The organism is Amphritea atlantica, from assembly GCA_024397875.1.
In the GTDB taxonomy this organism is placed as follows: domain Bacteria; phylum Pseudomonadota; class Gammaproteobacteria; order Pseudomonadales; family Balneatricaceae; genus Amphritea; species Amphritea atlantica_B.
This window is the reverse complement of the sequence record CP073344.1, coordinates 1,079,894-1,103,141: the sequence shown is the minus strand read 5'-3', so window position 1 is coordinate 1,103,141 and position 23,248 is coordinate 1,079,894. Positions and strand designations below refer to the sequence as shown.

Below are 23,248 nucleotides of genomic sequence, written 5' to 3'. Positions count from 1 at the left end.
AGGCTGTTAACTATGTTGCGTCTGTCATTAATTTTTGTCTATCGCTTACCCGCGATTAGAGAAAATAGTGGCAATGCAAGCCATAAACCGTGGCGGTCACGAACCCATAGGCATAAATGAAAGCCCCCTCATACCCCAGGCATTATTAAGAGCAATTTATGTTTACTTTCCGATTTCCATTCCTGGTTTGGCTGGGTATAGGGATTTTGATTACCAGCCTGGGGATCAGGCAATCCTTTGGTATTTTCATGACACCTATTTCCGACTACTTCCACACGGGACGTGAGTTCTTCAGCTTTGCCATTGCATTGCAAAACTTGCTTTTTGGGGCGTTCCAGCCATTTGTGGGTATGGCCGCCGACCGTTGGGGGCCGAAGCGCATCATCATTTTAGGCGCTATCGCTTACGCCCTGGGTCTGTACTTAACGTCGATCACTGTCGAACCGACCATGATGTACCTATCACTGGGGATGCTAGTAGGTCTTGGCTTAAGTGCCACCAGCTACGTGATCGTATTGGGTGCTGTAGCAAAAGTGGTACCCGCGGAGCATGCCGCTAAAGCCTTTGGCCTGACCACGGCTGCCGGGTCATTTGGCATGTTTGCGATGATCCCCGGTACGCAAACATTGTTGAGTATTTATGATTGGCAAAGTGCCATGCAGATATTCGCTGTCATGTGTAGTTTTATTGTGGTGTTTGCATTATTCATCAATACGGCAAAGCGAGAAACACATACCGCACACACTGTACACGAAGACCTGCAAACGCTAAAAGAGGCATTGAAAGAAGCGTTTACGCACAAAGGATACTGGTTGATTCATATTGGTTTAATGAGATGGTTCCCCTCGCTTTTAACCAGCTATGCTGGAAAGGCGACGAAACCAACAAGGAGAACCATCTCATGTCTATCAAAGTCCTTGGAATCGATTTAGGCAAGTCTTCTTTTCATTTAATTGGTCGTGATTCTCACGATAAGCAAGTCTGCAAAAAGAAACTCTCTCGTCATCAGCTCATTACTTTTATAGCACAACTACCGCCATGCATTATTGCGTTTGAAGCATGCGGTGGCGCGCACTGGTTAGGCCGTCTCTGCATGAGTTATGGTCACGACGTCCGATTAATCCCGCCTCAATATGTTAAACCTTTTGTTAAAGGTAATAAAAACGACTTCATTGATGCGCAAGCGATTACTGAGGCGGCAGGTCGTCCGGATATGCGGTTTGTCGCAGTGAAGTCAGTTGACGCACAAAGTCAGGTAGTCGTACATCGAGTACGTGAAGGCTTCGTAGCGGAGCGCACAGCTTGTATGTCACGTATTGGCGCGCTGTTATTGGAATTCGGTTTATCCCTTCCACGTGGTCACTCAGCGATGAAAAAGCTGTTTTCATGGCTAAGCACACAAAAAGTTACACTATGCCCAGCCATCATAGGTGAGCTTCAAGTGATGCATGATCACTACCGCTACTTAAATGAGCAAATAGCCGAACAAGATATAAAAATCGTTAGGCAGGTTAAGCAAAGCAGTCGTTGCCAGCTACTAAAAACCGTTCCTGGTATTGGTGATATGACTGCAAGCCAATTAGCAGCAGAAGTGGGCAATGCTCATCAGTTTAAAAGCGGTCGAGAAATGGCTGCTTGGTTAGGGTTGGTGCCGCGGCAATATTCGACAGGAGGGAGGTCGAAGTTATTAGGTATTAGTAAGCGTGGAAATAAACGCCTTAGATGCTTATTAGTGCACGGAGCCAGAGCGATCCTATCACGATTGGATAACTATCGGGGGCCGATGTATGACTGGCTAAGAAAGCTGAGAGCAAGTAAATCATTTAATACGGTCTGTATTGCTCTGGCAAACAAGCTGTCACGAATAGCGTATGCTGTTTTAAGCAAGAATGAGCCTTACCAGTCACAGCAGGTTTAATCAGGTTTGCAATAACAGAGCGTGATGATGAAAAGGGTTGACCGTCCGGGTAGTAAACCTGTCACAAAAAACAGCTGTTATAAGCTGTCGGTTTTTTAAGGGCTATCTGGCGCGGATGCTCATCGTGGAGCAGGAATGAAACATTCCTAATTAAAGACTCCGAATACATTAGCGCAAAACCACCTCATGATCACAAATCTGTGTTGCAATCATGAGGGGAACCATACATTTTTGTGTGTGGATTCCATGTAATGTTTATCGCCACTCACCTTCCCAGTTATGTGTTAGATAAAAACTTACCTGCCTCAACGGCGGCCATGGCACTGGCTTATGTGGGCATTTTTAACATCATGGGGTCATACTTCTGGGGCGCTATGGCAGACCGGTATAGCAAACATTATGTAATGTCAGCGCTGTACTTCGTACGTACGGCTGTGATTGGTGCTTTTGTGTTAATACCTACCACAGAACTGACTGCTGGTATCTTCGGCGCGGCTATCGGTTTTTGTTGGTTAGGAACGGTGCCCATTACATCGGGCTTAGTTCGTCAGATTTTTGGTGCTCGTTACCTGTCGACCCTATACGGGTTGGTGTTTTTCTCTCATCAGGTAGGCAGCTTTTTGGGAGCATGGACTGGTGGTGTCATCTATGATTATTACGGGTCATACGAACCCATTTGGTGGTCAGCAGTCGTGCTGGCGTTTATCTCTGCATTGATTCATCTTCCAATCAATGACAAACCAGTCCCACGTTTAAGGATGGCAACAGCGTAATTCTTATAGGCTCCTAAGACAGAATGTCGGGAGTCTCCTTTTATTATTCATCTCTATCACCCGCTGCGAGTGAGCCCACTCGCAGCTAACTCATTCCAACCTCAAAAGTGTTCTGGCATAAAACCATGACTTTCGGATCCAGGACTGTCCAGTCTGTGGCAAATGATTTGGCTGTTAGATAACAAAAAGCCCGCTAGATAGCGCAATGCGGTTCACTTAAGCATTTGAGCCTAAGCCGAGCTTGTTAGAAAATCCGATGTCATCACTGACATCGGATTTTTTTGAGCGGCTTTTTAAACGATTCAATCACATCCTTTCATCATCAGGACCCGAATATAAGATTCGGTAACCAAAGCGCAATTTCAGGAAAGATCACCACCAGCGCGAGACCGATAATCTGCAGAATAATAAACGGAATGACCGCTTTATACAGATCGTAGATGGTGATCGACGGCGGCGCTACCGAGCGCATATAAAACAGATTATAGCCAAAGGGTGGTGTCAGATAGGCGGTTTGCATACTGATAATAAACAGCACGGCGAACCACACAGTATCGAACCCCAGCTCCTGCACAATCGGCACAAACAACGGTACGGTGATGAAGACAATCGCAAAATCATCCAGAAACATCCCCAGTATGAAGTAAGTTGCCAGCATCGCGATAATCACCAGATAAGGCGAAAGGTTAGAATCCTCAACCAGTTCAGTAATCAGCATACCGGCGCCCAGGCCGATATAGATCTTACTGAAGAATACCGCCGCGATCGTGATCCACAGCAACATCCCCATCAGCTGAGTGGTGCTCATCAGCACCTCTTTCAGCATTTTCACATTGAGCGTGCGATAGAGCGCAGCACAGACCAGAGAACCGGCAGCACCGACAGCCGACGCTTCTGAAGGGGACGTAACCCCGCCAATGATGAAACCCAGCACCGTTGTAATCAGGGCTCCCGGAAGCACCAGCGCTTTCAACGCTTTCAGTTTATCCACTGCGCTTAAGCGCTCTGACAGAGCGATTGACGGAGCCTTATCCGGGTTTTTCAATGAGAACAGGAAGATATACAGCATATAGATACCGGCCAGCATCAGGCCGGGCATCATACCTGCTGCGAACAGCTTACCCACCGACTCCCGTGCAAGAAACGCATAGACGATCATCAATACGCTGGGCGGGATCAGAAAGCCTAACGCACCACCCGCCATTATCGTTCCGGTCACCAGTTTCTTATCGTAACCACGGCTCAGCATCGATGGCAATGCAATAATACCCAGGCTCACGGTTGCCGCACCGGAGACACCCGCCATGGCCGCGATAATGGCACAGATGACCACGGTCCCCATGCCCAGGCCTCCGGGAATCCCTCCCATGAGCTTATTGATCATATCAAACAGATCATCGGTAATACCGGAGCGTTGTAACATCAGGCCCATGAAGATAAACATCGGCAAGGCGACCAGAAGGAAGTTATCCATTGCCGAGAAAGCGCTGGTTGCCAGCAACTCAAGTCCGGCAGGCCCCCACAAAAAATATGCTGAACCTGTACCAACCGTCAGCAGGGCCCAGGTTAGCGGAGCCCCCATTGCCAGCAGGATCAGCATCGAGAAGAACATGCCAAAGGTAACCACTAAGGGATCTAGATCTAACACAAATACACCTTCGCTTAAATGATGAACTGACCGGTAAGCAAACAGATTGCCTACCGGTTCAGGTATAGGGAGTTACAGAGTAGTGCCCGGGAGTGCAGCCAGAATCAGACCTGCGGTTCTGGTTGTACCCCGATAACGACCATGACACTGCGAATCAACGCAGCGATGCTCTGCAGAATCATCAGACCCACAGCCAGAGGGAGCACAGACTTAAAGGGATATACGACTGGGCCCCAGGTACTCTTAGACGAAACCTCTCTGATCGCCCAGGAGTCTGCAGCGAAATTGAAGGTTATGTAAAAGAACACTGAAAACACCACCAGGCCAATCAGCCCGGTGATCACGTCCAGCACTGCCCGTCCCCGTTCCGGGAACAGGTTGTAAATCACTTCACTGCGCACATGGCCATGGTGTTTATGGGTATAAACCCCTGCCAGAATGCAGAAAGTACCGTACAGCATGGTGGTCGATTCGTGTGCCCACGAGGTTGGGCTGTTAAACAGATAACGCGCTGTCACCTCGTAGCAAAGCCCTGCAATCATGGCCAGACACAACCAGCTGAAGGTCCGGCCCACCCACTCAGATACCCTGTCCTGAAAAGCAAGATATTGAGAAAGTATTGCCATCAGACTCTCCCAGTCGCCTTGGCGGTCGCTGTGATCGCATCAATCGCTTTGGCATTGCGTGGCGACTTTGCAGCTTCCTCTTTCCATACATCCATCGCAGCAACGGTGAGCGCTTTAGAATCCGCTTCAGGCAGAGACGAAAACTCGAAAATACCTTCGCCGTTGACATCCAGACAACCATTTACATTCCATGCATGCATATTGACTGCGTGTTTAGCGGTTGCCAGCTCCAGGGCTTTCTGTTGATCTTCAGACAGCGATTCCCATTTCTTCATGTTGATCAGCATACCGTCGGCATAGCCTGGGTTGATCATGTTGAGGTAGGTGTAATATTTAGCAGACTCGTGCAGCTTCAGCGCTTTATACTCCAGCGATCCGCCGTAGATCACGCCATCAATCGCACCGGTGGACAGAGCAACATACAGCTCCTGGCTCGGCAGATAGACCGTCGGAATATCAAATTTTTCCAGAATACCGGCAACCGTTGCAGTGGCACGGATTTTCATCTTTTTCAGGTCTTCCAGGCTGTTAACCGGCTTGGTTGTCAGCAGATCGTATGGTCCACCGAAGATAGCGCCCAGATACTTGACGCCTTTCTCAGCATAAGCCTCTTCCAGCAGTGCTGTCAGCCCCTGCTTCTGATGCAGATAGATCGCTTCATCATAGCTGGTCCAGGCGCCCGGAATACCCGATTCAATTTTGGCAATATCCAGCTGTCCAGCCCAGTAACCGGCATATCCCTGACACATATCCAGCGTGCCTTTGGATACGGAGTCCAGCATCTGATCATTAGGCACCAGTTCTGAACCGCGGAAACGCTGAATACGTACGCTTTTGTTAGATACCGCTTTAACATCGTTAGCGAACATTTTATAAAGGTCGTCAGTCTCTGTTCCATACAGAGTCTGCATGCGTAAGCGAACATTATCGCCCGCCTTAGCAGTTGTGGATGACAGGGCCAGGGGTGCAGCAGCAATACCGGTTGCAGCAGCTTTAAGCAGGTCTCTTCTCTTCACTATCTTCGTCCTTTTATTATTAAGTCTGATGGCTCAGGTTTTTTGGGTCATAACACAGACAATCTATTAATTGATTTTTGCTGTGAAATACCTGATTTACGAATCTACCTCTCAAGGGGTAGTGTTCGTTATTTTTAACACTGCTCGTTAGAAATAGAAAGTACGTCTGTTCATAAAAATGCAACACCAGTTCCGATTGTTAGTTTTCTCAGTCAGATTAAAATCATTTTTCACAAAATAACTAAATAATGTAAATCACACGTAATATATTGTTTTAATGATATAAATCAGTAAAAAATCAGGCTATTTATGCATAAAAAGACAGCCTGTAAGATATGTAGTTTCTAAGACTACCCTTTTCGGGGGAGTACATTTGTTCAATATTCACAACGAATATCAAACAACTCATTTTCATAGAAAATAACTATCGAAAGGGTTATTTTGCACAACCAAAGCCAGTAGCTTTATTCACCATGATGTTTTCAAGAACGACTGACTGATTGAACCGCCTTACCCGGAGAGCGCCCTAAAAAGTGGCTGATTGCTTTATACGGCCGTCAGTTAGATAGCGCTCGCTATCGCTCGCCCTCCCTCAACCCGACAAAAATCTCAACATCACGATGCCATCCTCTCTGTGAGCAGTCAGGTTAAAAAGTAAGCTTGTAATTTTCTCCGGCAACCCCGTAGAATCGACAGTCATACCAGTCAATAACAACTCTTCCAGATCTGGTTCCTTTTTTACTATGATGATTCAGTACCCGTATAAAGTGCCGGGAACGAACAACGGTCGCTAAAGACCCCAAGGAACTCTGATGTCTCAAGCATTACTGCTTGCCCCTACCGGTGTGGGTGCAGGTCTTTCTACCGCTGTGCTGGGCCTGTTTCAGGCAATGAACCGCCAGGGGATTAAAGTTCACTTCTTTAAACCGATCGCGCAGGGAAACGGCAATCGAACCGATATCACGATTGCCATGCTGCAGGGGGACTGCAGCTCCCCCATTGCCGAGCCGGTTACGATTCGCGATGTTGAGCAACTGGTCAGCCAGGATAAAGGCAGCCAGGTGCTGGAACAGATTGTGGCCCGTTATGAGCAGAGCCTGCCAGCCGATAATGAAATCGTAATTATCGAAGGGATGGTACATACCGAAAGCCAGCCCTATGCGACCCGTATCAATCAGGAGATTGCCAAAGCTCTGGATGCTCAGGTGGTGCTGGTTGCTACACCGGGCAATGACACTGTCGAAGCACTACAGGATCACATCGATATTACCGCCCGGGCTTATGGTGGTATCAAAAACAAACATCTGCTGGGCTGCATACTCAGCAAACTGGGCGCTCCGGTTAACCGTGAAGGACATATGCAGCCATTTCTGAGCACCGGTAACACCGTTACCCACAGTCTCACTGAGGAGGTCATCCGCGAACACGCGACAATTTTCAATAACCAGTTCCGCCTGCTTGGTTGCATTCCATGGAACCGGGACCTGATTACCCCCAGGGTTAAAGATATCGCGGATTACCTCAATGCTTCAGTTATCAATACCGGCGATATCGCCACCCGTCGGGTCAGCAGGATAACAATATGCGCCAGAACGGTGGCGAATGCCGTGAATGAACTGCGCCCGGGATCGCTGGTGTTCACCCCGGGAGACCGGGACGATATGATCGTTGCCGCCTGCATGGCGGCAGTGAATGGTGTAGAACTGTCGGCCCTGGTGCTGACCGGAGGGTTTACCCCCTCTGCCGCAGTACTGACGCTTTGTGCCGGGGCCTGTGAGGCTGGCCTGCCGATTCTCAGCATTCCTCTGGATAGCTGGCAAACGGCAATAGCCATGACGCAGCTGAATCAGGAAACCCGGGCGGATGACCTGCCGCGCATTCGTGATATTAAAGAAGCAACAGCGGCGCATATTGATCACGACTGGCTGGCAACCCTGGTGGATGACAACTACCAGCGACGCCTCTCACCGCCCGCATTCCGCTACCAGTTGATCAAACGCGCCCGTCTGGCGGACAAAATTATCGTTCTGCCTGAGGGTAATGAACCTCGCACAGTGAAAGCGGCGGCCATCTGCGCAGAACGAGGGATCGCCCGCTGCGTCCTGCTGGGCAATACTAAAGAGATCGTGCAGGTCGCCAAAAATCAGGGGGTGATACTCAACGACAATGTCACCATCAGCGATCCGCAGCTGATCCGTAAAGACTATATAAATCGCCTGGTGGAATTACGACACCATAAAGGGATGACGAAGATTATCGCCGAAGAGCAGTTGCAGGATAATGTCGTGCTGGGAACGCTGATGCTGGAGATGGGGCATGTGGACGGTCTGGTCAGCGGCGCAGAACACACCACCGCGAACACTATCCGACCGCCTATGCAGCTGATTAAAACCGCTCCCGGCTGTAATCTGGTCTCTTCGATCTTCTTTATGTGTCTTCCTGAACAGGTGCTGATCTATGGCGACTGCGCGATCAATCCTGATCCCAACGCGGAGCAACTGGCGGATATCGCCATCCAGTCGGCAGACTCAGCCACCGCGTTTGGCATCCCTCCGCGCGTGGCGATGATAAGCTACTCTACCGGTGGCTCGGGTCAGGGGGCAGATGTTGAAAAAGTCCGGCAAGCGACCGCTATCGCGCGACAAAAACGTCCGGAGCTTCTGATTGACGGTCCGCTGCAATATGATGCCGCAGTGATGGAAAGCGTCGCCCGGTCTAAAGCCCCTGGCAGCACAGTTGCCGGTCAGGCAACGGTCTTTATCTTTCCCGATCTAAACACCGGCAATACCACTTACAAAGCGGTACAAAGGAGTGCTGATGTCATCAGCATCGGGCCGATGTTACAGGGGATGCGAAAGCCGGTTAATGATCTTTCCAGAGGCGCACTGGTAGACGATATTGTGTTCACCATCGCGCTCACTGCGATCCAGGCGGGAGCGGTAGACAACGGATAGGATTGACCGTCCGATCGGTCAGCAACACATCGTGCAGATAAAAAAAAGCCGCTGTCAACACAGCGGCTTCAAAGAGGGCAATTAGATCCAGACTTGCCGGATGAATAAATTGACCACAGCAGTTGAACATCATCGGAAGAAACTCTGTTCTGTACATCCTACCTGAGTGAGAGAGAGCAGATACTCAATACAAACCATTAATACCCGAGTCAATTACTCGGTAATAATATATATAACCTACCAATTCAGTCAAGAATTTTATTGCCTGTTTTTTAGCCATATTCAGGTAATTATTCCTCAGCCACTGATCTGTTGCTTAGCGGATTACGTACCAGAGCCTATAAAAGCCGATGAAGAAGGATTACCAATGAACCGGATATCCGAAACAACCGATATTCCTGTCGGTATCAGTGCCTGCGTGATGGGTGAAGAGGTTCGCTTTAACGGAGGCCACAGCCAGTCGAGAATCTGCCAGAATCAACTGGCGAAGCATTTTAAGTTTCAGCCCTTTTGTCCGGAAGTCGCTGCCGGGTTTGGTATACCCAGACCCACCATGCGCCTTACCGGTGACCCTGCGAACCCTACACTGATTTTTTCAAAGCCCCCTTCGGAGAATGCCGGGGATCCAGAAAAAGACCCGGGCAACCCGCAGCTACACGATCTGAGCAAACAACTGACGGATGCATGCCAGCCAATGCTGGACCGATGTGAACAACTGGATGGGTTTATCCTGAAGAAAGATTCCCCCAGCTGCGGTATGGAACGGGTCAAAATCTATCAGCCCTCCGGCCACCCCCACGAAGAGCGGGGGGCGGGTCTGTTTGCCCGTGAACTGATGCAACGCTACCCCAACCTTCCTATTGAGGAAGATGGCAGACTGAACGATGCACAGTTAAGAGAGAACTTCGTGATGCGGGTGTTTGCACACCATAATTTCCGCACAGAGGTAGCCGGGCAACCCAGCTTTCATAACCTGCTGCAATTTCATAGCAGCTATAAGTACCTGTTAATGGCACACAATCAAACCGCCTACCGGGAACTGGGTAAGATGCTGGCGGTGGCGCACAACGAGCCTTTGGATGCCCTCCTGAAAACCTACCAGCAGCAGTTTATGTCTGCCATTAACACCCCTGCGTCCCGCGGTTCCCACTGTAATGTGATGCAACATATCATGGGTTACCTGAAGCAAAGCGTCGAGAGTTCCGCCCGACAGGACATTCTCAACGTATTCGAGCAATACCGGCTGGGCGAGGTAAACCTGATAACCCCGATGACCCTGCTGTCACACTATATCAATCAGAATGGCAGTGAATATATTCGTGCGCAGCGCTATCTCGAGCCCTATCCCCCCCATCTGGGACTTCGTAACCAGGTATAAAAAGGTAATGCTTTGAACACACCTGTCATTGTATGGCTGCGTCACGACCTGAGACTGCGGGATAACCCGGCGTTATTTTATGCGGCACAGCAAGGCCCGGTTATTCCGGTCTTTATTGACGACACCAGCGTTGCTGATGAATGGTCCCCCGGCGCAGCCAGCCGCTGCTGGCTACATCACAGTCTGGACTCGCTTAACCAACAGCTGAGTGGCGGCCTGAAACTGTTCAGGGGCGAGCCTCTGGACGTATTGTCAAAGCTGATTGAACAGACCGGAGCCCGTGCGGTTTTCTGGAACCGCTGTTATACACCTCAGGCAGTCAGGCGGGACAGCCTGATTAAACGGGCGCTGAAAAACGCCGCGATTGAAGTACACAGCTATAATGGCTCACTGCTTTGGGAGCCCTGGGAAGTAAGCAAAGGCGATGGCACGCCTTACAAAGTATTCACGCCTTTTTTCCGCAACGGCTGCTTAAACGCCCCGCTTCCTGATGCGCCCCTGCCCAGTCCACAGCTGCGGCTATTCTCCGCTCAGGACAGTACAGATCAAATCAGTCTGCAGCAGCTTCGATTGCTGCCTGATCACCCCTGGTATGAGCGTATCAGTGAACACTGGGAGATCTCCGAAGACGCCGCCTGGAAGCGGCTACAACAGTTCACTGCAGAGCGTTTGCAACACTATCAGAAAGGCAGGGACTTCCCATCGATGGAAGCGACCTCAACGCTATCGCCCTACCTGCAGTGGGGACAGATATCCCCCCGGCAGATCTGGTACTACAGCCAGCAACAGGCGAACAAGCCGGGTCTGGAAGACGCCCTGGACACTTTCCTGAAAGAGCTTGGCTGGCGCGAGTTTTCCTATTACCAGCTCTATCACAACCCCGGTATGACCCGTGAAAACCTGAATCAGCGATTTAATCACTTTCCCTGGAGAAACGATGCCGATCGTTGCCGTGACTGGCAGCAGGGCAGAACCGGGTTTCCGGTTATCGATGCCGGAATGCGAGAGCTGTGGCAGACCGGCTACATGCATAACCGGGTTCGCATGCTGGTTGGCTCGTTTCTGGTGAAGAATCAACTCCAGCACTGGCTCCACGGAGCCCGCTGGTTCTGGGATACACTGGTCGACGCCGATCTGGCTTCCAACAGCGCCAGTTGGCAATGGGTCGCCGGATGCGGAACCGATGCCGCACCCTATTTCAGAATTTTTAATCCGGTCACTCAGGGACAGAAGTTTGACCCGGACGGCACCTATGTACGGCGCTATCTGCCCGAGCTGAAAAAACTCCCCAGCCGCTATATTCACACTCCCTGGGAAGCCCCTGAAGCGGTACTTAAGGCGGCCGGAATTGTGATGGGAACAACCTACCCGAATCCGATCCTGGACCTCAAAGAGACTCGCAGCCAGGCACTACAAGCCTTTGCTCATCTTAAAGAGCACAGTTGAGCGCTGATAACGGGCAGCATAGACACCAATCATCTCATCTCCAGCAACCTGACTAAGTCATAAAAAAGCCGGACAGTTGTCCGGCTTTTTTATCACTACCAATTGCAATCAACACCACCCCTGCTTCCAGCTCTCACTCTGTGTAAGTGTCTGCCAGGGGATAATCTGCTGCCGGTGGGTTAACACCGCTTCGAGAACACACTGTTGCACAACGCCCTCTTCATCCTTTAACAGCTGAGTCACGAGAAAGTGTTTCTCTCTGTTTTGAGGTTTTACTGCAGTCCACTTGCTGAGGTTGAGTTTATTCGGGTTGAGTCGATTCATTTCACAGATGTTCAGAAACCGGTGATTGGCTGCACCAGCTTACCAAAGAGGGTGGTAAACCTGAGTGGAGCGTCAGTTGCAATAAGGCAGATACAGTCCTCTTCGCTGTCCACCAGCGGCTGATGTTCGATCTGATCATCAAGGTCAGCGACATCTCCCCGGCAAAAACGGCCGATCTCATCGGAAAAAGAGCCACGCAGCACCATCGTCAGCTCATTACCATTATGGGTATGAGCCAACATCGCCTTACCGGGAGCAATTCTCAGCAAACGGGAAACACCACGGCCTTCCCAGGGCATATCATAATAAGTGACGCCGGGAACGATCCGTTTCCACACCAACTGATCAAGAGAACAATCGATGTATTCTCTTAATGGTGCGGGTACCTCAGGATCAATGGTTTTGTGGCTCAGGTCATATACTGCTGAGTGCGGCGCCAGCGGCAGGTCATCAAGCTGAGTCAATATCGATGCCAGCATATCATCGGCAATCGATTCTGACTCAAGCGATTCAAGCAATGCACCGCCCACCGCATCATTTAGCTCAGCGCGTTGGCGACATTGAGGACACACCGACAGATGGGACGCCACGACCAGCGCCATCCCCTGAGACAATGCACCGGCAGAATAGCTCACCAGTGTCGCATCATCGAGGTGATGATTAATGTTCATACTCTTCACCTCCCCAGATCTGTTTCAGTTTTTCTGAGGCCAGACGAATTCTGGATTTAACACTGCCCAGAGGGATATCGAGACGGCTGGCGATATCGCCATGCGATCGCCCTTCGAAATATGACATGTAAATAACCTGCGCCTGTTTTTCTGGCAGCTGACTGATCGCCTGCGCTACCCGGTCTGATAAAACTTCCTGTTCCCCCTGCCCCGCCTCTGAGGCGGTTTCACTCCACTCATCCAGACTGTACTGAGGGTACTTCTGTTTTCGCATCCAATCGATGCTCTGATTTCTTGCCAGTGTAAAGATCCAGGTACTGGCCGCCGCCTTCTCCTGATGATACATGTGCGCCTTGCGCCACACGGCCAACATCACTTCCTGTGTCACCTCCTCAGCGGCAGACAGGGCGACACCCAGCCGCACAATATAGGCTTTAACCTTTGGCGCAAAATGGTTAAACAACCGGGCATAGATAGTCTTATCGGGCTTGACAGCCAGACTACCCAACAGATCGCTCCAATCGGCGCTGGCCATTTCGGCCTGACTCAGTTGTACGAGATTATCCACATCATCTCCCGGTGGTGTGTTCTTCATATTCCCCCTTTACGTACTCAGTTAACTATCCGGATCATCTTTAGCTGAAAAAATATCTGGCGTATAAGTGGTTTATTCGCAACAGTTTCTGTGATCCCTTTTCAAAAAGCCCACGTATAGCCCTGCAAACAAAGCGCTTGTTGAAGCACTGATTCAAAGGGCTTATTCAAGAGCTTTTAACAGACCTCAGTATGGACTGCTCAGATGAATATTACCGCCATTCGCCCGAAAAAAATTGCCGTTATCGGTTCAGGTATTGCAGGCCTGAGTTGTGCATGGCTGCTAAACAAAGCCCACCGGGTCACGCTATACGAGAAGGATGACCGCCTGGGTGGCCATTCGAACACCGTCAGTTTTGATCTTGACGGTACTCGGGTTGATGTTGATACCGGCTTCATTGTTTTCAACCCGGTAAACTACCCTAATCTGGTTAAATTCTTCGAGCATATCAATCTGCCAACCTGCGAAACCGACATGTCATTCGCGGTCTCTGTTGACAGTGGCCGGTTAGAGTACAGCGGTTCGGGACTCGGTGGTCTGTTTGCCCAGAAACGAAATCTGTTGAATCCCGCATTCTGGTTGATGATTAAAGACCTGATGAAATTTTATCGTAACGCCGACAGCATGATGACAGATGCCTCGCTGGCTGATGTCAGCCTGGGCGAGTTACTGAACCGGCTCGGCTACGGAGATCGTTTTATCTATGACCACCTGCTCCCTATGGGGGCCGCTATCTGGTCGACTCCGGTACAACAGATGCTCGAATATCCGGCTCTGAGTTTCCTCCGATTCTGCCAGAATCATGGCCTGCTTCAGGTGAATGACCGGCCTCAGTGGCATACCATTCCAGGCGGCAGTATCGGTTATGTCAGTAAAATTGCCGCGGCACTGGAAGGCAAAGTCAGAATCAACAGTCGTATCCACAAAGTGATCCGCCGCCCTGACGGCATCATAATTGAAGACCTTCACGGCGTGCGCGAGCATTATGATGAGGTGGTACTCGCCTGCCACGCGGATCAGGCCCTGGCACTGCTGCAAGATCCGACTGAGCAGGAAAAACAACTCCTGAGCAGCTTCCCCTATCAGAGAAACCGGGCCTTGCTTCACCTTGATCAGAGCCTGCTTCCCCGAAATAAAAAGGTCTGGTCCAGCTGGAACTATATGGCTTCGGGCAGCGCCCGGGATGAACGGCAAGTATCGGTCAGCTACTGGATGAATCGTCTGCAACCTCTGGCCACAGAGCAACCGGTTATCGTTTCACTCAACCCGCTCAAAGAACCGGCTGCGGATAAACTGATACGGAGCTTTTTCTACGACCACCCGGCTTTTGGCCAGGACTCGCTGATCAATCAGCAAAAACTCTGGAGCCTGCAGGGTCAGCAAAACACCTGGTTCTGCGGCGCCTGGTTTGGGTACGGCTTCCATGAAGATGGTCTTCAGTCCGGGCTGGCAGTGGCGGAGCAACTGGGCGGCATCCCCCGTCCCTGGCATCTGGATAACCCCAACAGCAGAATCATTGTTTTCAGGAGACCGCCAGAGGTAAACGCTGAGGATCAGATCAGGGAGCTTATCAATGGCTAAGCTCAACTCCTCGGTGTTCGCCGGTGTTGTCATGCATCACCGTTTCACGCCGAAACGTCACCGCTTTATCTATCGGGTTTTCTCTCTCTGCGCAGACCTTGATGAACTGCCGCAGTTAAACCGCAACTTCAGGTTCTTTGCGGTCAACCGGTTCAGCCTGTTTTCATTTCACGAAAAAGATTATGGTCGCGGCGAGGGTCAGCTACGGCAAGAGATAACCGAACTGTTGTCATCCCGCGGATACGCCTCCGCCACCGCAAGAATAGAGCTGCTCTGCTATCCAAGAATACTGGGGTACACATTTAACCCCCTGAGTGTCTACTTCTGCTACAACCGCAACGGTGAAGTCGAAGTGATTCTCTACGAAGTCAGCAACACCTTCGGTCAGCGACACTGCTACCTGCTGGTGAACGACAAACCCGATGAAAAGATTGTCCGCCACAGCTGCCATAAGCTGATGTATGTCAGCCCGTTTATGCCGATGGACAGCGCTTACAGTTTCAGAATTCTGCCTCCCCGGGAGAGCGTGTCGGTATGCATTCATCAGAGCCGAAAAGAGGGTACTGAAGTCACCCCCATACTCAACGCGACGTTTACCGGGCAGCGCCAGGAGATTTCCGATAAAAGTCTGCTGCAGCTGTTTATCAGCCACCCACTGATGACCCTAAAGGTGATGGGAGCAATTCACTGGGAAGCCCTGAGACTGTGGCTAAAAGGCCTGAAATTACAACCGCGCAACACTTCAAAAAGTTACAGCATCAGCTGGTCAGATCGCAATGGAGAAACTCACTATGAAAACCTGTAACTATCAGACAACCACGGCTGCAAGCCAGTCACAGGCCAAAACGCTGTCCCAACAGCCGGGCCCCCGGCGCAGCTTTCAGCAGGAATATAACAGTGAGTATAGCAGCGCAATCAAACCTGGCTGGCTGGAACAACGGGTGCTTAACCGACTCAGCGCCCCCCTCAGCGAAACCAGGGGGCGTATCCATCTGATCATGCCCAGTGGCTATCAGCAAGCTTTTGGCCAAGGCAGTCTACTTCAGGAAAATACACCGCTGAATAACGCTGAAGATAGACAGATCCTCAGCAGTGAAACGATACAGGTCACCGTTCAGCTCAACAGTCTGCGCTGCCTTACCCGCCTCTATACCGGCGGGATAACAGGCTGGTCTGAGGGCTATATTGCCGGAGAATGGGATTCACCCGATCTGACAGCGCTGGTTCGCTGGGCGTTGCAAAACGAAAAGACACTCGATGGTTTTTCCAAAGCCGGTTTCATTAAACAGGTATTTGATAACATCCATCACTGGCGCAACCATAACAGCCGTAGCGGCAGCCGGCGAAATATAGCGGCGCACTATGATCTGGGCAATGACTTTTACCGCCTCTGGCTGGACCCGACAATGTCCTATTCATCGGCGCTGTTTGAGTCCGCTCAGCAGTCTCTCGAACAGGGACAGACAGCCAAGTATCAGCAAATTCTGAAACTGCTGAATCCCGGGCAAAACAACCATATTCTCGAGATTGGCTGTGGCTGGGGAGGCTTTGCCGAGCAGGCGCTATCACAGCATGACATCAGCATCCATGGGGTTACCCTTTCGGAAGAACAGCTGCAATGGAGCCGCGACAGGCTTAAATCGGCAGGATTAGATGATAAAGCCGATATCACGCTGACCGATTACCGCGATCTGATCAGTCAGTATGATGCCGTTGTCTCAATTGAGATGTTCGAAGCGGTCGGAGAAAAATACTGGGACACCTACTTTAAGACCCTGAAACAAGCGCTTAAGCCGGGTGGCACAGCGGTGCTTCAGGTGATCAGTATTGAAGAGGAACGGTTTGAAATTTATCGCAATCAGGCCGACTTTATTCAACGGTATATCTTCCCGGGAGGGATGCTACCCAGTATCAGTCGACTGGAACAAAAGTTCGCAGAACATGGCTTCACCCTGGAATATAAACAGCTCTTCGGCAAAGATTATGCCCGCACCCTGAGGCTCTGGCGGGAAAATTTTGAACAACACACCGAACAACTGGAGCGTCTGGGCTACGATGAAAAATTCAGACGTTTGTGGCGTTACTATCTGTGCTACTGCGAAGGGGGATTTGAAGAAGGCAGCATCGATGTGGGGTTGTATCAGCTGGTAAACAGGGCTTCTGAGTAAAAAGATGCAACGATACCCGTTTGCATTAATAAACATCATTTGTATAAAGGCGCCGGGAGACCTATGATCCGCACTCTTACAGACAACCTTATAGCAACCTTGCAGACACAACGATGGAAAACTTTACCCTGATAGGACTCATGGCAGCGACCTGCACCACACTTTCTTTTGTGCCTCAGGTGGTTCACATACTGCGCACAGGGAATGTGGATGGTATATCCCTGGCGATGTATTCTGTGTTTACCCTGGGGGTTGCCCTGTGGCTGGTTTACGGTCTGATTCTTGGCGATATCCCGGTGATACTGGCCAATCTGGTGACGTTCATTCTGGCAGCAATGGTGCTGATCCTGACACTGAATAAAAGACGCCGACTAAAACAGCACAGCTGACGATCTGAAAAACCGGGGCCGATTCATCCGGTACGACGATTTGAGCCTGACGAACGGTCAACGGTTTATTGACTGCGATATGCAGCCCGGTTGCGGATATAACGGATCACCCTTCCCAGCAGAGGGAACTCCTGCATCAGAATACTGGCATCCCAGAAATCCTGATGACTGATCACCAGCCCCGCCTCACTTAAACAGACACGACTGACACCTTCAGTTGAAAACGTTCCGGTGAGCGAAGAGGCCGCAGAAAAACACCAATACAGATAACCCGTACGGCCCTGCAGCTGACAGTCAAGCAGATCGAAACGCACATCGTTGAGCTGTCGAAACATCTCCTCCATGATTCCAAGAAATGCCGCTTTACCCTGCACATGATTAAACGGATCGCTAAACTGCACCTCATCTGCAACCAGTCCGCCGAGCTCGCTGATTGTCGCCGGTTGAAGCCCGGCCAGACAGTGAGCGTAGTTGTGTAAGATCTCTGTATATGTAAGGTTAATCGCTTCTGACATCTTGTCCCGCTCCTGTAGCCTTGCCAACCAGCCAGAAATACCAGCGATAGGGCATCACTCTGAATAGTTTTAGCAAATAAACGAAGCGACGGGGAAAGATTATTTCAAACCGGTCGCTTAAAAGTCCCTTCACAATCCGTCTGGCCGCCTCGTCTGCTTCCATCAACGCGGGCATCGGAAAATCATTTTTATCGGTTAACGGTGTGCGGACAAATCCGGGATTGATTAACTGCAGCTTTACCCCACTCCCCAGCAGATCCAGCCGTAGCGACTCACACAGATTGATTAATGCCGCCTTACCCGCACCGTATGCCGCTGCGGTAGGCAAGCCCCGATACCCTGCAGATGAAGAGACCACAGCAATCTGTCCTAACAATCCGCTGGACGCCAATGGTTCAGCCTGCCTCTGCGGATCAGTCGCTTCGCCCCTCTTAAGATAACGGTATAAAACAGGATCAAGGCAATTTATAGCCCCCTGTAAATTTATCTCCAGAATGTCTTTGCAGCGCTGTGCAGAAAACTCATATGCAGAAAACGGATCATGCGTGCCAGCATTCAGTACCACCAGGTCTGGCATAATACCCCCGGCATCCCAGTCAAGAAACTGCTGCTGTATTGCTTCCGGATCGCGAATATCCAACGGTACCGGAATCAGCTCGCCATCACAGTGACTCAGTTCCAGGCGTAATTGCTCAAGCTGCTCAGCGCTTCTTGCTGAGCCGTAGACGGTTACGCCCTGATGACACAACAATCGGGTAAGCTCGGCGCCTATCCCCCTCCCGGCGCCGGTAACCCAGGCAGTCCTCCAGGGTGACCGGGCATTATCTGAAACTCTGCTCATATCCCCTCCTGCGGATTACATCCTGATTCAGAGGGCAGTGTCTGACTAACCTCACCGTCAGATAGCTTACGGATATGCAGGGTCAACTGACCCACCGGCAGGCCAAACTTTTTCATTTTGGTGCGGTTAATTAGATTATTCTCATCGATCAGATAGAGCCAGTCATCCAGGGCTATATTCCACACCCGGCCGTTCACCGGAACCTGCAGGGTATAACGCCAGTTAAGGGTATTGCCCTGAACTTCACCGAGCGCCTCACCGACAATATCGCCGGCAGTTCCCCGATAGCGATTACCCTGTTTGACTATCGTCCAGCAACGGCTCTGCTGCTCACCATCACTGAAGAAGAATCGCTCATCCAGAGTCCCTTTCTCCTCCTGCCACTGCGCCGAAATATCGGCCCTGAACCGGCGGGTTACCTTGCCAGAAAAGTCCTGCACCATGCCATAGGCAACCAGACGCCCGTCGAAAAACTGATCCAGTTCTAATGATGGCTGCTCATCGCGATAATCATCAAGCGAACTGGCACAGCCGGGAAGTATTAGAAAAGCAGCTAAGGCCAATGCCAGTAATAAGGCTGTGTGAGTCATATCAATCGTCCTTTTACCCTGAGTTTCACTCTGAAGACCTGCCGGTCAACTGTTGGGTTAGCTGTGGAAAATCACTGTTTTCAGATAACCATATATCGAGAAACGCCCGGCTGAAGCGGCTATTGCGGATACTGCCCAGATAGCGCTGATTGTAATAAAAGTGTCCATCTCCATCGGCATCCTGATAAAAACCAAGCGAATCATTCCGGCGGATATCCGGCCATAGTTCGGTTAATGAAGCGAGCCATGCCGTCTGATCATACGGTTCGATACCCGCCCTTTGCCATTGCTTGCGGGTCTCTTCAAGCAGTTCCTGTTTACTGATATCGCGCTGATATTCGAGCGTCAGCAGCAATGGCATTGATGCAGAAATAAAATCCCCCTGAGGGCTTTCAAGCCGGGCGTTATAGACCCGGAACCAAAGCACCTTCAGCTCTGCCTCGCCAATAAGCTTCATCTCCTGAGGCAGCGGTTTGGCTAGCGCAGGCGTCAGACCGGCCATAGCCAGAACCAGGATGATCAATAACCGATTAATACGCACCCCTGACCTCCCCCGGAAAATGCTGCGCACTCAGCCATAGCTGCAGCGGAAACAGTCCCATCCAGATAAACATCAGAATCAGAAAGCCCGGTAGTGTCGATAAGCCGATACTGACGGCTCCGAGTTTAGCCGCCGCAATATAGGCCAGGCTGCCGGATACGCCTCCGCACACTGAAGCGAGCACCCAGCGATTATGGAAAAAGCTCAGGCTCTGTCTCAGGGTCGCGGCGAAACAAAACCACAACAGAAGTAACCACAGAGGCGGTGTTGCCGCTGACTCAAAGCGAAAAAAACCCACCGCCGTGAGCAGCAGATCAACGCAAAATCCAATCAAGCCGCAGGCAATGACAACATACGCTTCATTGAGTGGTTGTCGGTGACACAGACAATGCAACAGCAATAAGGTGATAAGCACAGGTAAGCTCTGGCCGGTGAATAAAATCGCACACCACCAGGCCAGCTGAAAACCCGCCTGATTAACCCAGAACCCCTGTGATAAGCCTGATCTCATAGTCTCTGCTCCTCCAGAAACTACTACGCACGCACGCCGGAGAAGGATCAGATTTATTTGGATTCAAGCAATAAAAGCAAAACCTGATACAGATCATAAAAAATTCATATTACTTGAATTTAATCGCCATAATCCCTCAGTGCAGGTTGCAGCGGCTATACCCACTTAAAGTGCATGTGTAATATACCGCCTCATTTAAACATCCACTCTGGTGAAAGGGTCCCTTTTCGATGTCCAGAACTCCTGATCGTAACAACCCGTTACTTGTCAGACATATTGCCCAGACAAACCTAATCACCTGCACGCCTGATGCAACGGCAGAAAGCCTGATCAGGCTCATGGCCGACCAACAAATCGGCTGTATTGTTGTGTGCGATAATCGTTTGCCCGTGGGTATTGTCACCCGGCGGGATCTGATCAGTCTGTGGGCAGATCAGCATGAAAACGCTCCGATAACAGAGTTAATGTCTGCACCGGTATCGTCTGTATCAGAATGGGAATCAGTGGATGAAGCCGAACACAGACTGATCGCCGAAGGGGTTCGCCATCTCGTCGTGACCAAAGCATCCGGAGAAGCCTGCGGGATTCTCTCTGAAACCGACGTGGTTAACAGTCACGGTATCGAACATGACCTTTTCCTGCGCTCAGTCGAGGAGATCGCAGATCACGCTCCGCTCACTGTTGATGGCAACAGTACCGTTCTCTCTGCGCTGCAGAAACTGAAGGCATCCGACAGTTCCGCCCTGTTGATCACTCAGCATAACGAAGTATGCGGTATATTTACCGAACGGGACGCCGTGACCCTGATCTCTCAGAATATGCAGGATCATAATCTCAGCGACCTTTGCAATAACCCTCTGGTGACGATTGAACAGAATTTAAGCTTATATAAAGCCCGAAAGGTATTTCACCAGCATCAGTTCCAGCATCTCGCTATCACTAACCATGAGGGAAAAATAACCGGGCTTATCTCCTACTCCGATATCCTGCAAAGTGTAGAAAGTGATTGCGTGTATCACCTGCGGGAACTGCTGAATGAACAGGATCGTGCGCTGGAACAATCCCAACACAGTCTGAAGCTGGCGGATAAAGTCATTGAAGCGTCGATGGAAGCGATCGTCATCTGTGATAAAAACTCTCTTATTCTTCGGGTTAATCCATCGTTCACGGAGATCACCGGATATACCAGTGAAGAAGTGTTGGGGAAAAACCCCAGCATTCTCAGCTCCGGACGCCACAACGAAAGGTTTTATACCGAGATGTGGCTAAACCTGGCAGAACAGGGTTTCTGGCAGGGGGAGATCTGGAATCGGCGCAGAGATGGTTCGGTATACCCTGAGTGGCTCAGTATCACTTCGATCAGGGATGACAGTGGAAATATCTCGCAATATGCAGCAATTTTCACCGACCTGACCGAGATAAAAAAATCTGAAGCCCGCATCAAGCGGCTTGCCTACTTCGATGAGCTGACCCGACTCCCTAACCGAAAACTCTTTAATGACCGTCTTCAGCTATCACTGGGATATGCTAAAGAGCATCAACACCGGATTGCCGTAGCGTATATAGATGTTGATTTTTTTCAGCAAATCAACGACCTGTATGGCCACGAAACCGGGGACAAAGTGCTTAAGGAGGTCGGCCGGCGCATTGAACATGAGTTAGATAATGGCGATACCGTGGCCCGTTTTGGCGGCGATGAGTTTAATCTGATTCTCACCGATGTCGATAACACACCTCACATCAGTGAGTTTCTCAACCGCTTGCTGAACACAGTCAACCAACCAATTCTGATCGATGATAAAGAACTGAAAGTCACTATCAGCATCGGCGTCAGCTTCTATCCAACCGATGCCGACAATGCGGAATCCCTGCTCAAATGTGCCGACTCGGCTGTACATCTGGCAAAAGATTTCGGGCGCAACAGTTTCCGCTTCTTCTCTTCTGAACAACACCAGCAGATTCAGTCCCGCTATCAGATGGGCAGCGACCTTCAGGCAGCCCTGGATAATGGCGAGTTTCAACTCTATTACCAGCCGAAAGTCTGCCTTCAAACAGGCAGATCTGACAGCTGTGAGGCGCTGTTACGCTGGCTGCATCCGCAACTGGGCTTTATTTCACCGGTTGAGTTTATTCCCCTGGCAGAGGATCTTGGACTGATCAACCGGATCGGTGATTTTGTAATCGCAGAAGCCTGTCGACAGATTGCGGCATGGCGTAAACAGGGTGCCGAGATCAACGTGGCCGTTAATGTCTCAGCCAAACAGTTTCAGCAGGGCGATATCGCTGAGCGTATTCTTGCGACACTGCAACAACAAAGTCTACCCGCACACCTTCTGTCAGTAGAGCTGACCGAATCCTGCTTTCTTTACTGTCCGGAGGAGACCAAAAGGGCAATTAATACACTTCGCAGCCAGGGTATTCAGGTGGCGATTGATGATTTTGGCACCGGCTACTCCAGTCTCAGCTATATCCGCACGATGGAGCTGGATACTCTGAAGATTGATCGTAGCTTTCTGGTCAATCTGGGAGACTCAGAAGTGGACCGGGCCATCGTCACCTCGATCATTGAGATGAGCCATATACTGGGCCTGAAGGTTGTCGCCGAGGGCATCGAGCATCAGTCACAGATGAATATTCTCAAACAGATGAGCTGTGATCAGCTGCAGGGATTTCTGCTCGCCAGACCGATGCCGGCAGATGCATTCATCAACTGGCATCAACATCAAAAAGCTTAACCCTGCCACCTGTCCACGGACAGTCTGC

General features: G+C 50.5%; 20 protein-coding genes and 2 pseudogenes. 11 read left to right on the top strand and 11 right to left on the bottom strand.

Translation table 11 applies throughout. The features are described 5' to 3' along the window. The first annotated feature begins 158 nt into the window (after positions 1-158). From KDX31_04885 to KDX31_04875, 3 genes and pseudogenes are all read left to right on the top strand, one after another. Positions 159-827 (top strand): annotated as a pseudogene (locus tag KDX31_04885) (MFS transporter). A 74-nt stretch (positions 828-901) separates the two neighbouring features. Beyond that, a complete protein-coding gene (locus tag KDX31_04880; GenBank protein ID UTW04348.1) occupies positions 902-1,918 on the top strand; it encodes an IS110 family transposase in 1,017 nt (338 codons plus the stop codon). 230 nt (positions 1,919-2,148) lie between these two features. Then, positions 2,149-2,691: pseudogene (locus tag KDX31_04875) on the top strand (MFS transporter). Between the two features lie 322 nt (positions 2,692-3,013). On the opposite strand, the gene KDX31_04870 reads toward KDX31_04875, so the two are convergent. The 3 genes from KDX31_04870 to dctP form a co-directional block, all read right to left on the bottom strand. Continuing rightward, complete coding sequence (locus KDX31_04870) at positions 3,014-4,303, bottom strand: TRAP transporter large permease subunit (GenBank protein ID UTW05304.1); 1,290 nt, start codon at positions 4,301-4,303, stop codon at positions 3,014-3,016. A gap of 140 nt (positions 4,304-4,443) precedes the next feature. Beyond that, complete coding sequence (locus KDX31_04865) at positions 4,444-4,965, bottom strand: TRAP transporter small permease subunit (protein UTW04347.1); 522 nt, start codon at positions 4,963-4,965, stop codon at positions 4,444-4,446. Continuing rightward, the gene (dctP, locus tag KDX31_04860) at positions 4,965-5,981 is read right to left on the bottom strand and encodes a TRAP transporter substrate-binding protein DctP (protein ID UTW04346.1); all 1,017 of its coding nucleotides are present in this window, start codon (positions 5,979-5,981) and stop codon (positions 4,965-4,967) included. The genes KDX31_04865 and dctP overlap by 1 nt, the downstream gene beginning before the upstream one ends. Before the next feature lie 812 nt (positions 5,982-6,793). Here dctP and pta point away from each other — a divergent pair. The 3 genes from pta (at position 6,794) to KDX31_04845 (ending at position 11,759) form a co-directional block, all read left to right on the top strand. Continuing rightward, positions 6,794-8,935, top strand: coding sequence for a phosphate acetyltransferase (pta, locus tag KDX31_04855; GenBank protein ID UTW04345.1), 2,142 nt, complete (start codon positions 6,794-6,796; stop codon positions 8,933-8,935). Between the two features lie 367 nt (positions 8,936-9,302). Continuing rightward, entirely contained in the window at positions 9,303-10,313 is a 1,011-nt protein-coding gene (locus tag KDX31_04850) for a DUF1722 domain-containing protein (protein UTW04344.1), read from the top strand. Between the two features lie 12 nt (positions 10,314-10,325). Then, positions 10,326-11,759: a deoxyribodipyrimidine photo-lyase gene (locus KDX31_04845; GenBank protein ID UTW04343.1), complete on the top strand. Its 1,434-nt coding sequence runs from the start codon at positions 10,326-10,328 to the stop codon at positions 11,757-11,759. Positions 11,760-11,867: 108 nt separating this feature from the next. Here the strand turns inward: KDX31_04845 and KDX31_04840 are convergent, their stop codons facing one another. The 3 genes from KDX31_04840 to KDX31_04830 are packed head-to-tail and all read right to left on the bottom strand — an operon-like array spanning position 11,868 to position 13,349. Then, complete coding sequence (locus tag KDX31_04840; protein UTW04342.1) at positions 11,868-12,083, bottom strand: TIGR02450 family Trp-rich protein; 216 nt, start codon at positions 12,081-12,083, stop codon at positions 11,868-11,870. A gap of 11 nt (positions 12,084-12,094) precedes the next feature. After that, complete coding sequence (locus KDX31_04835) at positions 12,095-12,754, bottom strand: ChrR family anti-sigma-E factor (protein UTW04341.1); 660 nt, start codon at positions 12,752-12,754, stop codon at positions 12,095-12,097. After that, a complete protein-coding gene (locus KDX31_04830) occupies positions 12,744-13,349 on the bottom strand; it encodes a sigma-70 family RNA polymerase sigma factor (GenBank protein UTW04340.1) in 606 nt (201 codons plus the stop codon). The genes KDX31_04835 and KDX31_04830 overlap by 11 nt, the downstream gene beginning before the upstream one ends. Positions 13,350-13,553: 204 nt before the next feature. Here KDX31_04830 and KDX31_04825 point away from each other — a divergent pair, with 204 nt between their 5' ends. The 4 genes from KDX31_04825 to KDX31_04810 all read left to right on the top strand — a co-directional run bounded on the left by KDX31_04825 (position 13,554) and on the right by KDX31_04810 (position 17,487). Continuing rightward, positions 13,554-14,930: an FAD-dependent oxidoreductase gene (locus KDX31_04825; protein UTW04339.1), complete on the top strand. Its 1,377-nt coding sequence runs from the start codon at positions 13,554-13,556 to the stop codon at positions 14,928-14,930. Beyond that, positions 14,923-15,735: a DUF1365 domain-containing protein gene (locus KDX31_04820; GenBank protein UTW04338.1), complete on the top strand. Its 813-nt coding sequence runs from the start codon at positions 14,923-14,925 to the stop codon at positions 15,733-15,735. Before KDX31_04825 ends, KDX31_04820 begins: the two co-directional genes overlap by 8 nt. Continuing rightward, complete coding sequence (locus tag KDX31_04815; GenBank protein UTW04337.1) at positions 15,722-17,098, top strand: class I SAM-dependent methyltransferase; 1,377 nt, start codon at positions 15,722-15,724, stop codon at positions 17,096-17,098. Before KDX31_04820 ends, KDX31_04815 begins: the two co-directional genes overlap by 14 nt. Positions 17,099-17,211: 113 nt before the next feature. Then, entirely contained in the window at positions 17,212-17,487 is a 276-nt protein-coding gene (locus KDX31_04810) for a SemiSWEET transporter (GenBank protein UTW04336.1), read from the top strand. Positions 17,488-17,552: 65 nt separating this feature from the next. Here the strand turns inward: KDX31_04810 and KDX31_04805 are convergent, their stop codons facing one another. The 5 genes from KDX31_04805 to KDX31_04785 are packed head-to-tail and all read right to left on the bottom strand — an operon-like array spanning position 17,553 to position 20,485. Beyond that, positions 17,553-18,002, bottom strand: a complete 450-nt coding sequence (locus KDX31_04805; protein UTW04335.1) for a nuclear transport factor 2 family protein — start codon at positions 18,000-18,002, stop codon at positions 17,553-17,555. Then, positions 17,986-18,843 (bottom strand): SDR family NAD(P)-dependent oxidoreductase, encoded by an 858-nt coding sequence (locus tag KDX31_04800; GenBank protein UTW04334.1) that lies wholly within the window; start codon positions 18,841-18,843, stop codon positions 17,986-17,988. The genes KDX31_04805 and KDX31_04800 overlap by 17 nt, the downstream gene beginning before the upstream one ends. Next, positions 18,840-19,433 carry a DUF3833 domain-containing protein gene (locus tag KDX31_04795; protein UTW04333.1) on the bottom strand — a complete coding sequence of 198 codons (594 nt, stop codon included), beginning with the start codon at positions 19,431-19,433 and terminating at the stop codon, positions 18,840-18,842. The genes KDX31_04800 and KDX31_04795 overlap by 4 nt, the downstream gene beginning before the upstream one ends. 25 nt (positions 19,434-19,458) lie before the next feature. Next, complete coding sequence (locus tag KDX31_04790) at positions 19,459-19,974, bottom strand: hypothetical protein (protein UTW04332.1); 516 nt, start codon at positions 19,972-19,974, stop codon at positions 19,459-19,461. Further along, positions 19,964-20,485 (bottom strand): DUF2878 domain-containing protein, encoded by a 522-nt coding sequence (locus KDX31_04785; protein UTW04331.1) that lies wholly within the window; start codon positions 20,483-20,485, stop codon positions 19,964-19,966. The genes KDX31_04790 and KDX31_04785 overlap by 11 nt, the downstream gene beginning before the upstream one ends. A gap of 230 nt (positions 20,486-20,715) precedes the next feature. On the opposite strand from KDX31_04785, the gene KDX31_04780 reads away from it, so the two are divergent. Next, positions 20,716-23,220, top strand: coding sequence for an EAL domain-containing protein (locus KDX31_04780; protein UTW04330.1), 2,505 nt, complete (start codon positions 20,716-20,718; stop codon positions 23,218-23,220). The last annotated feature ends 28 nt before the right edge of the window (positions 23,221-23,248 follow it).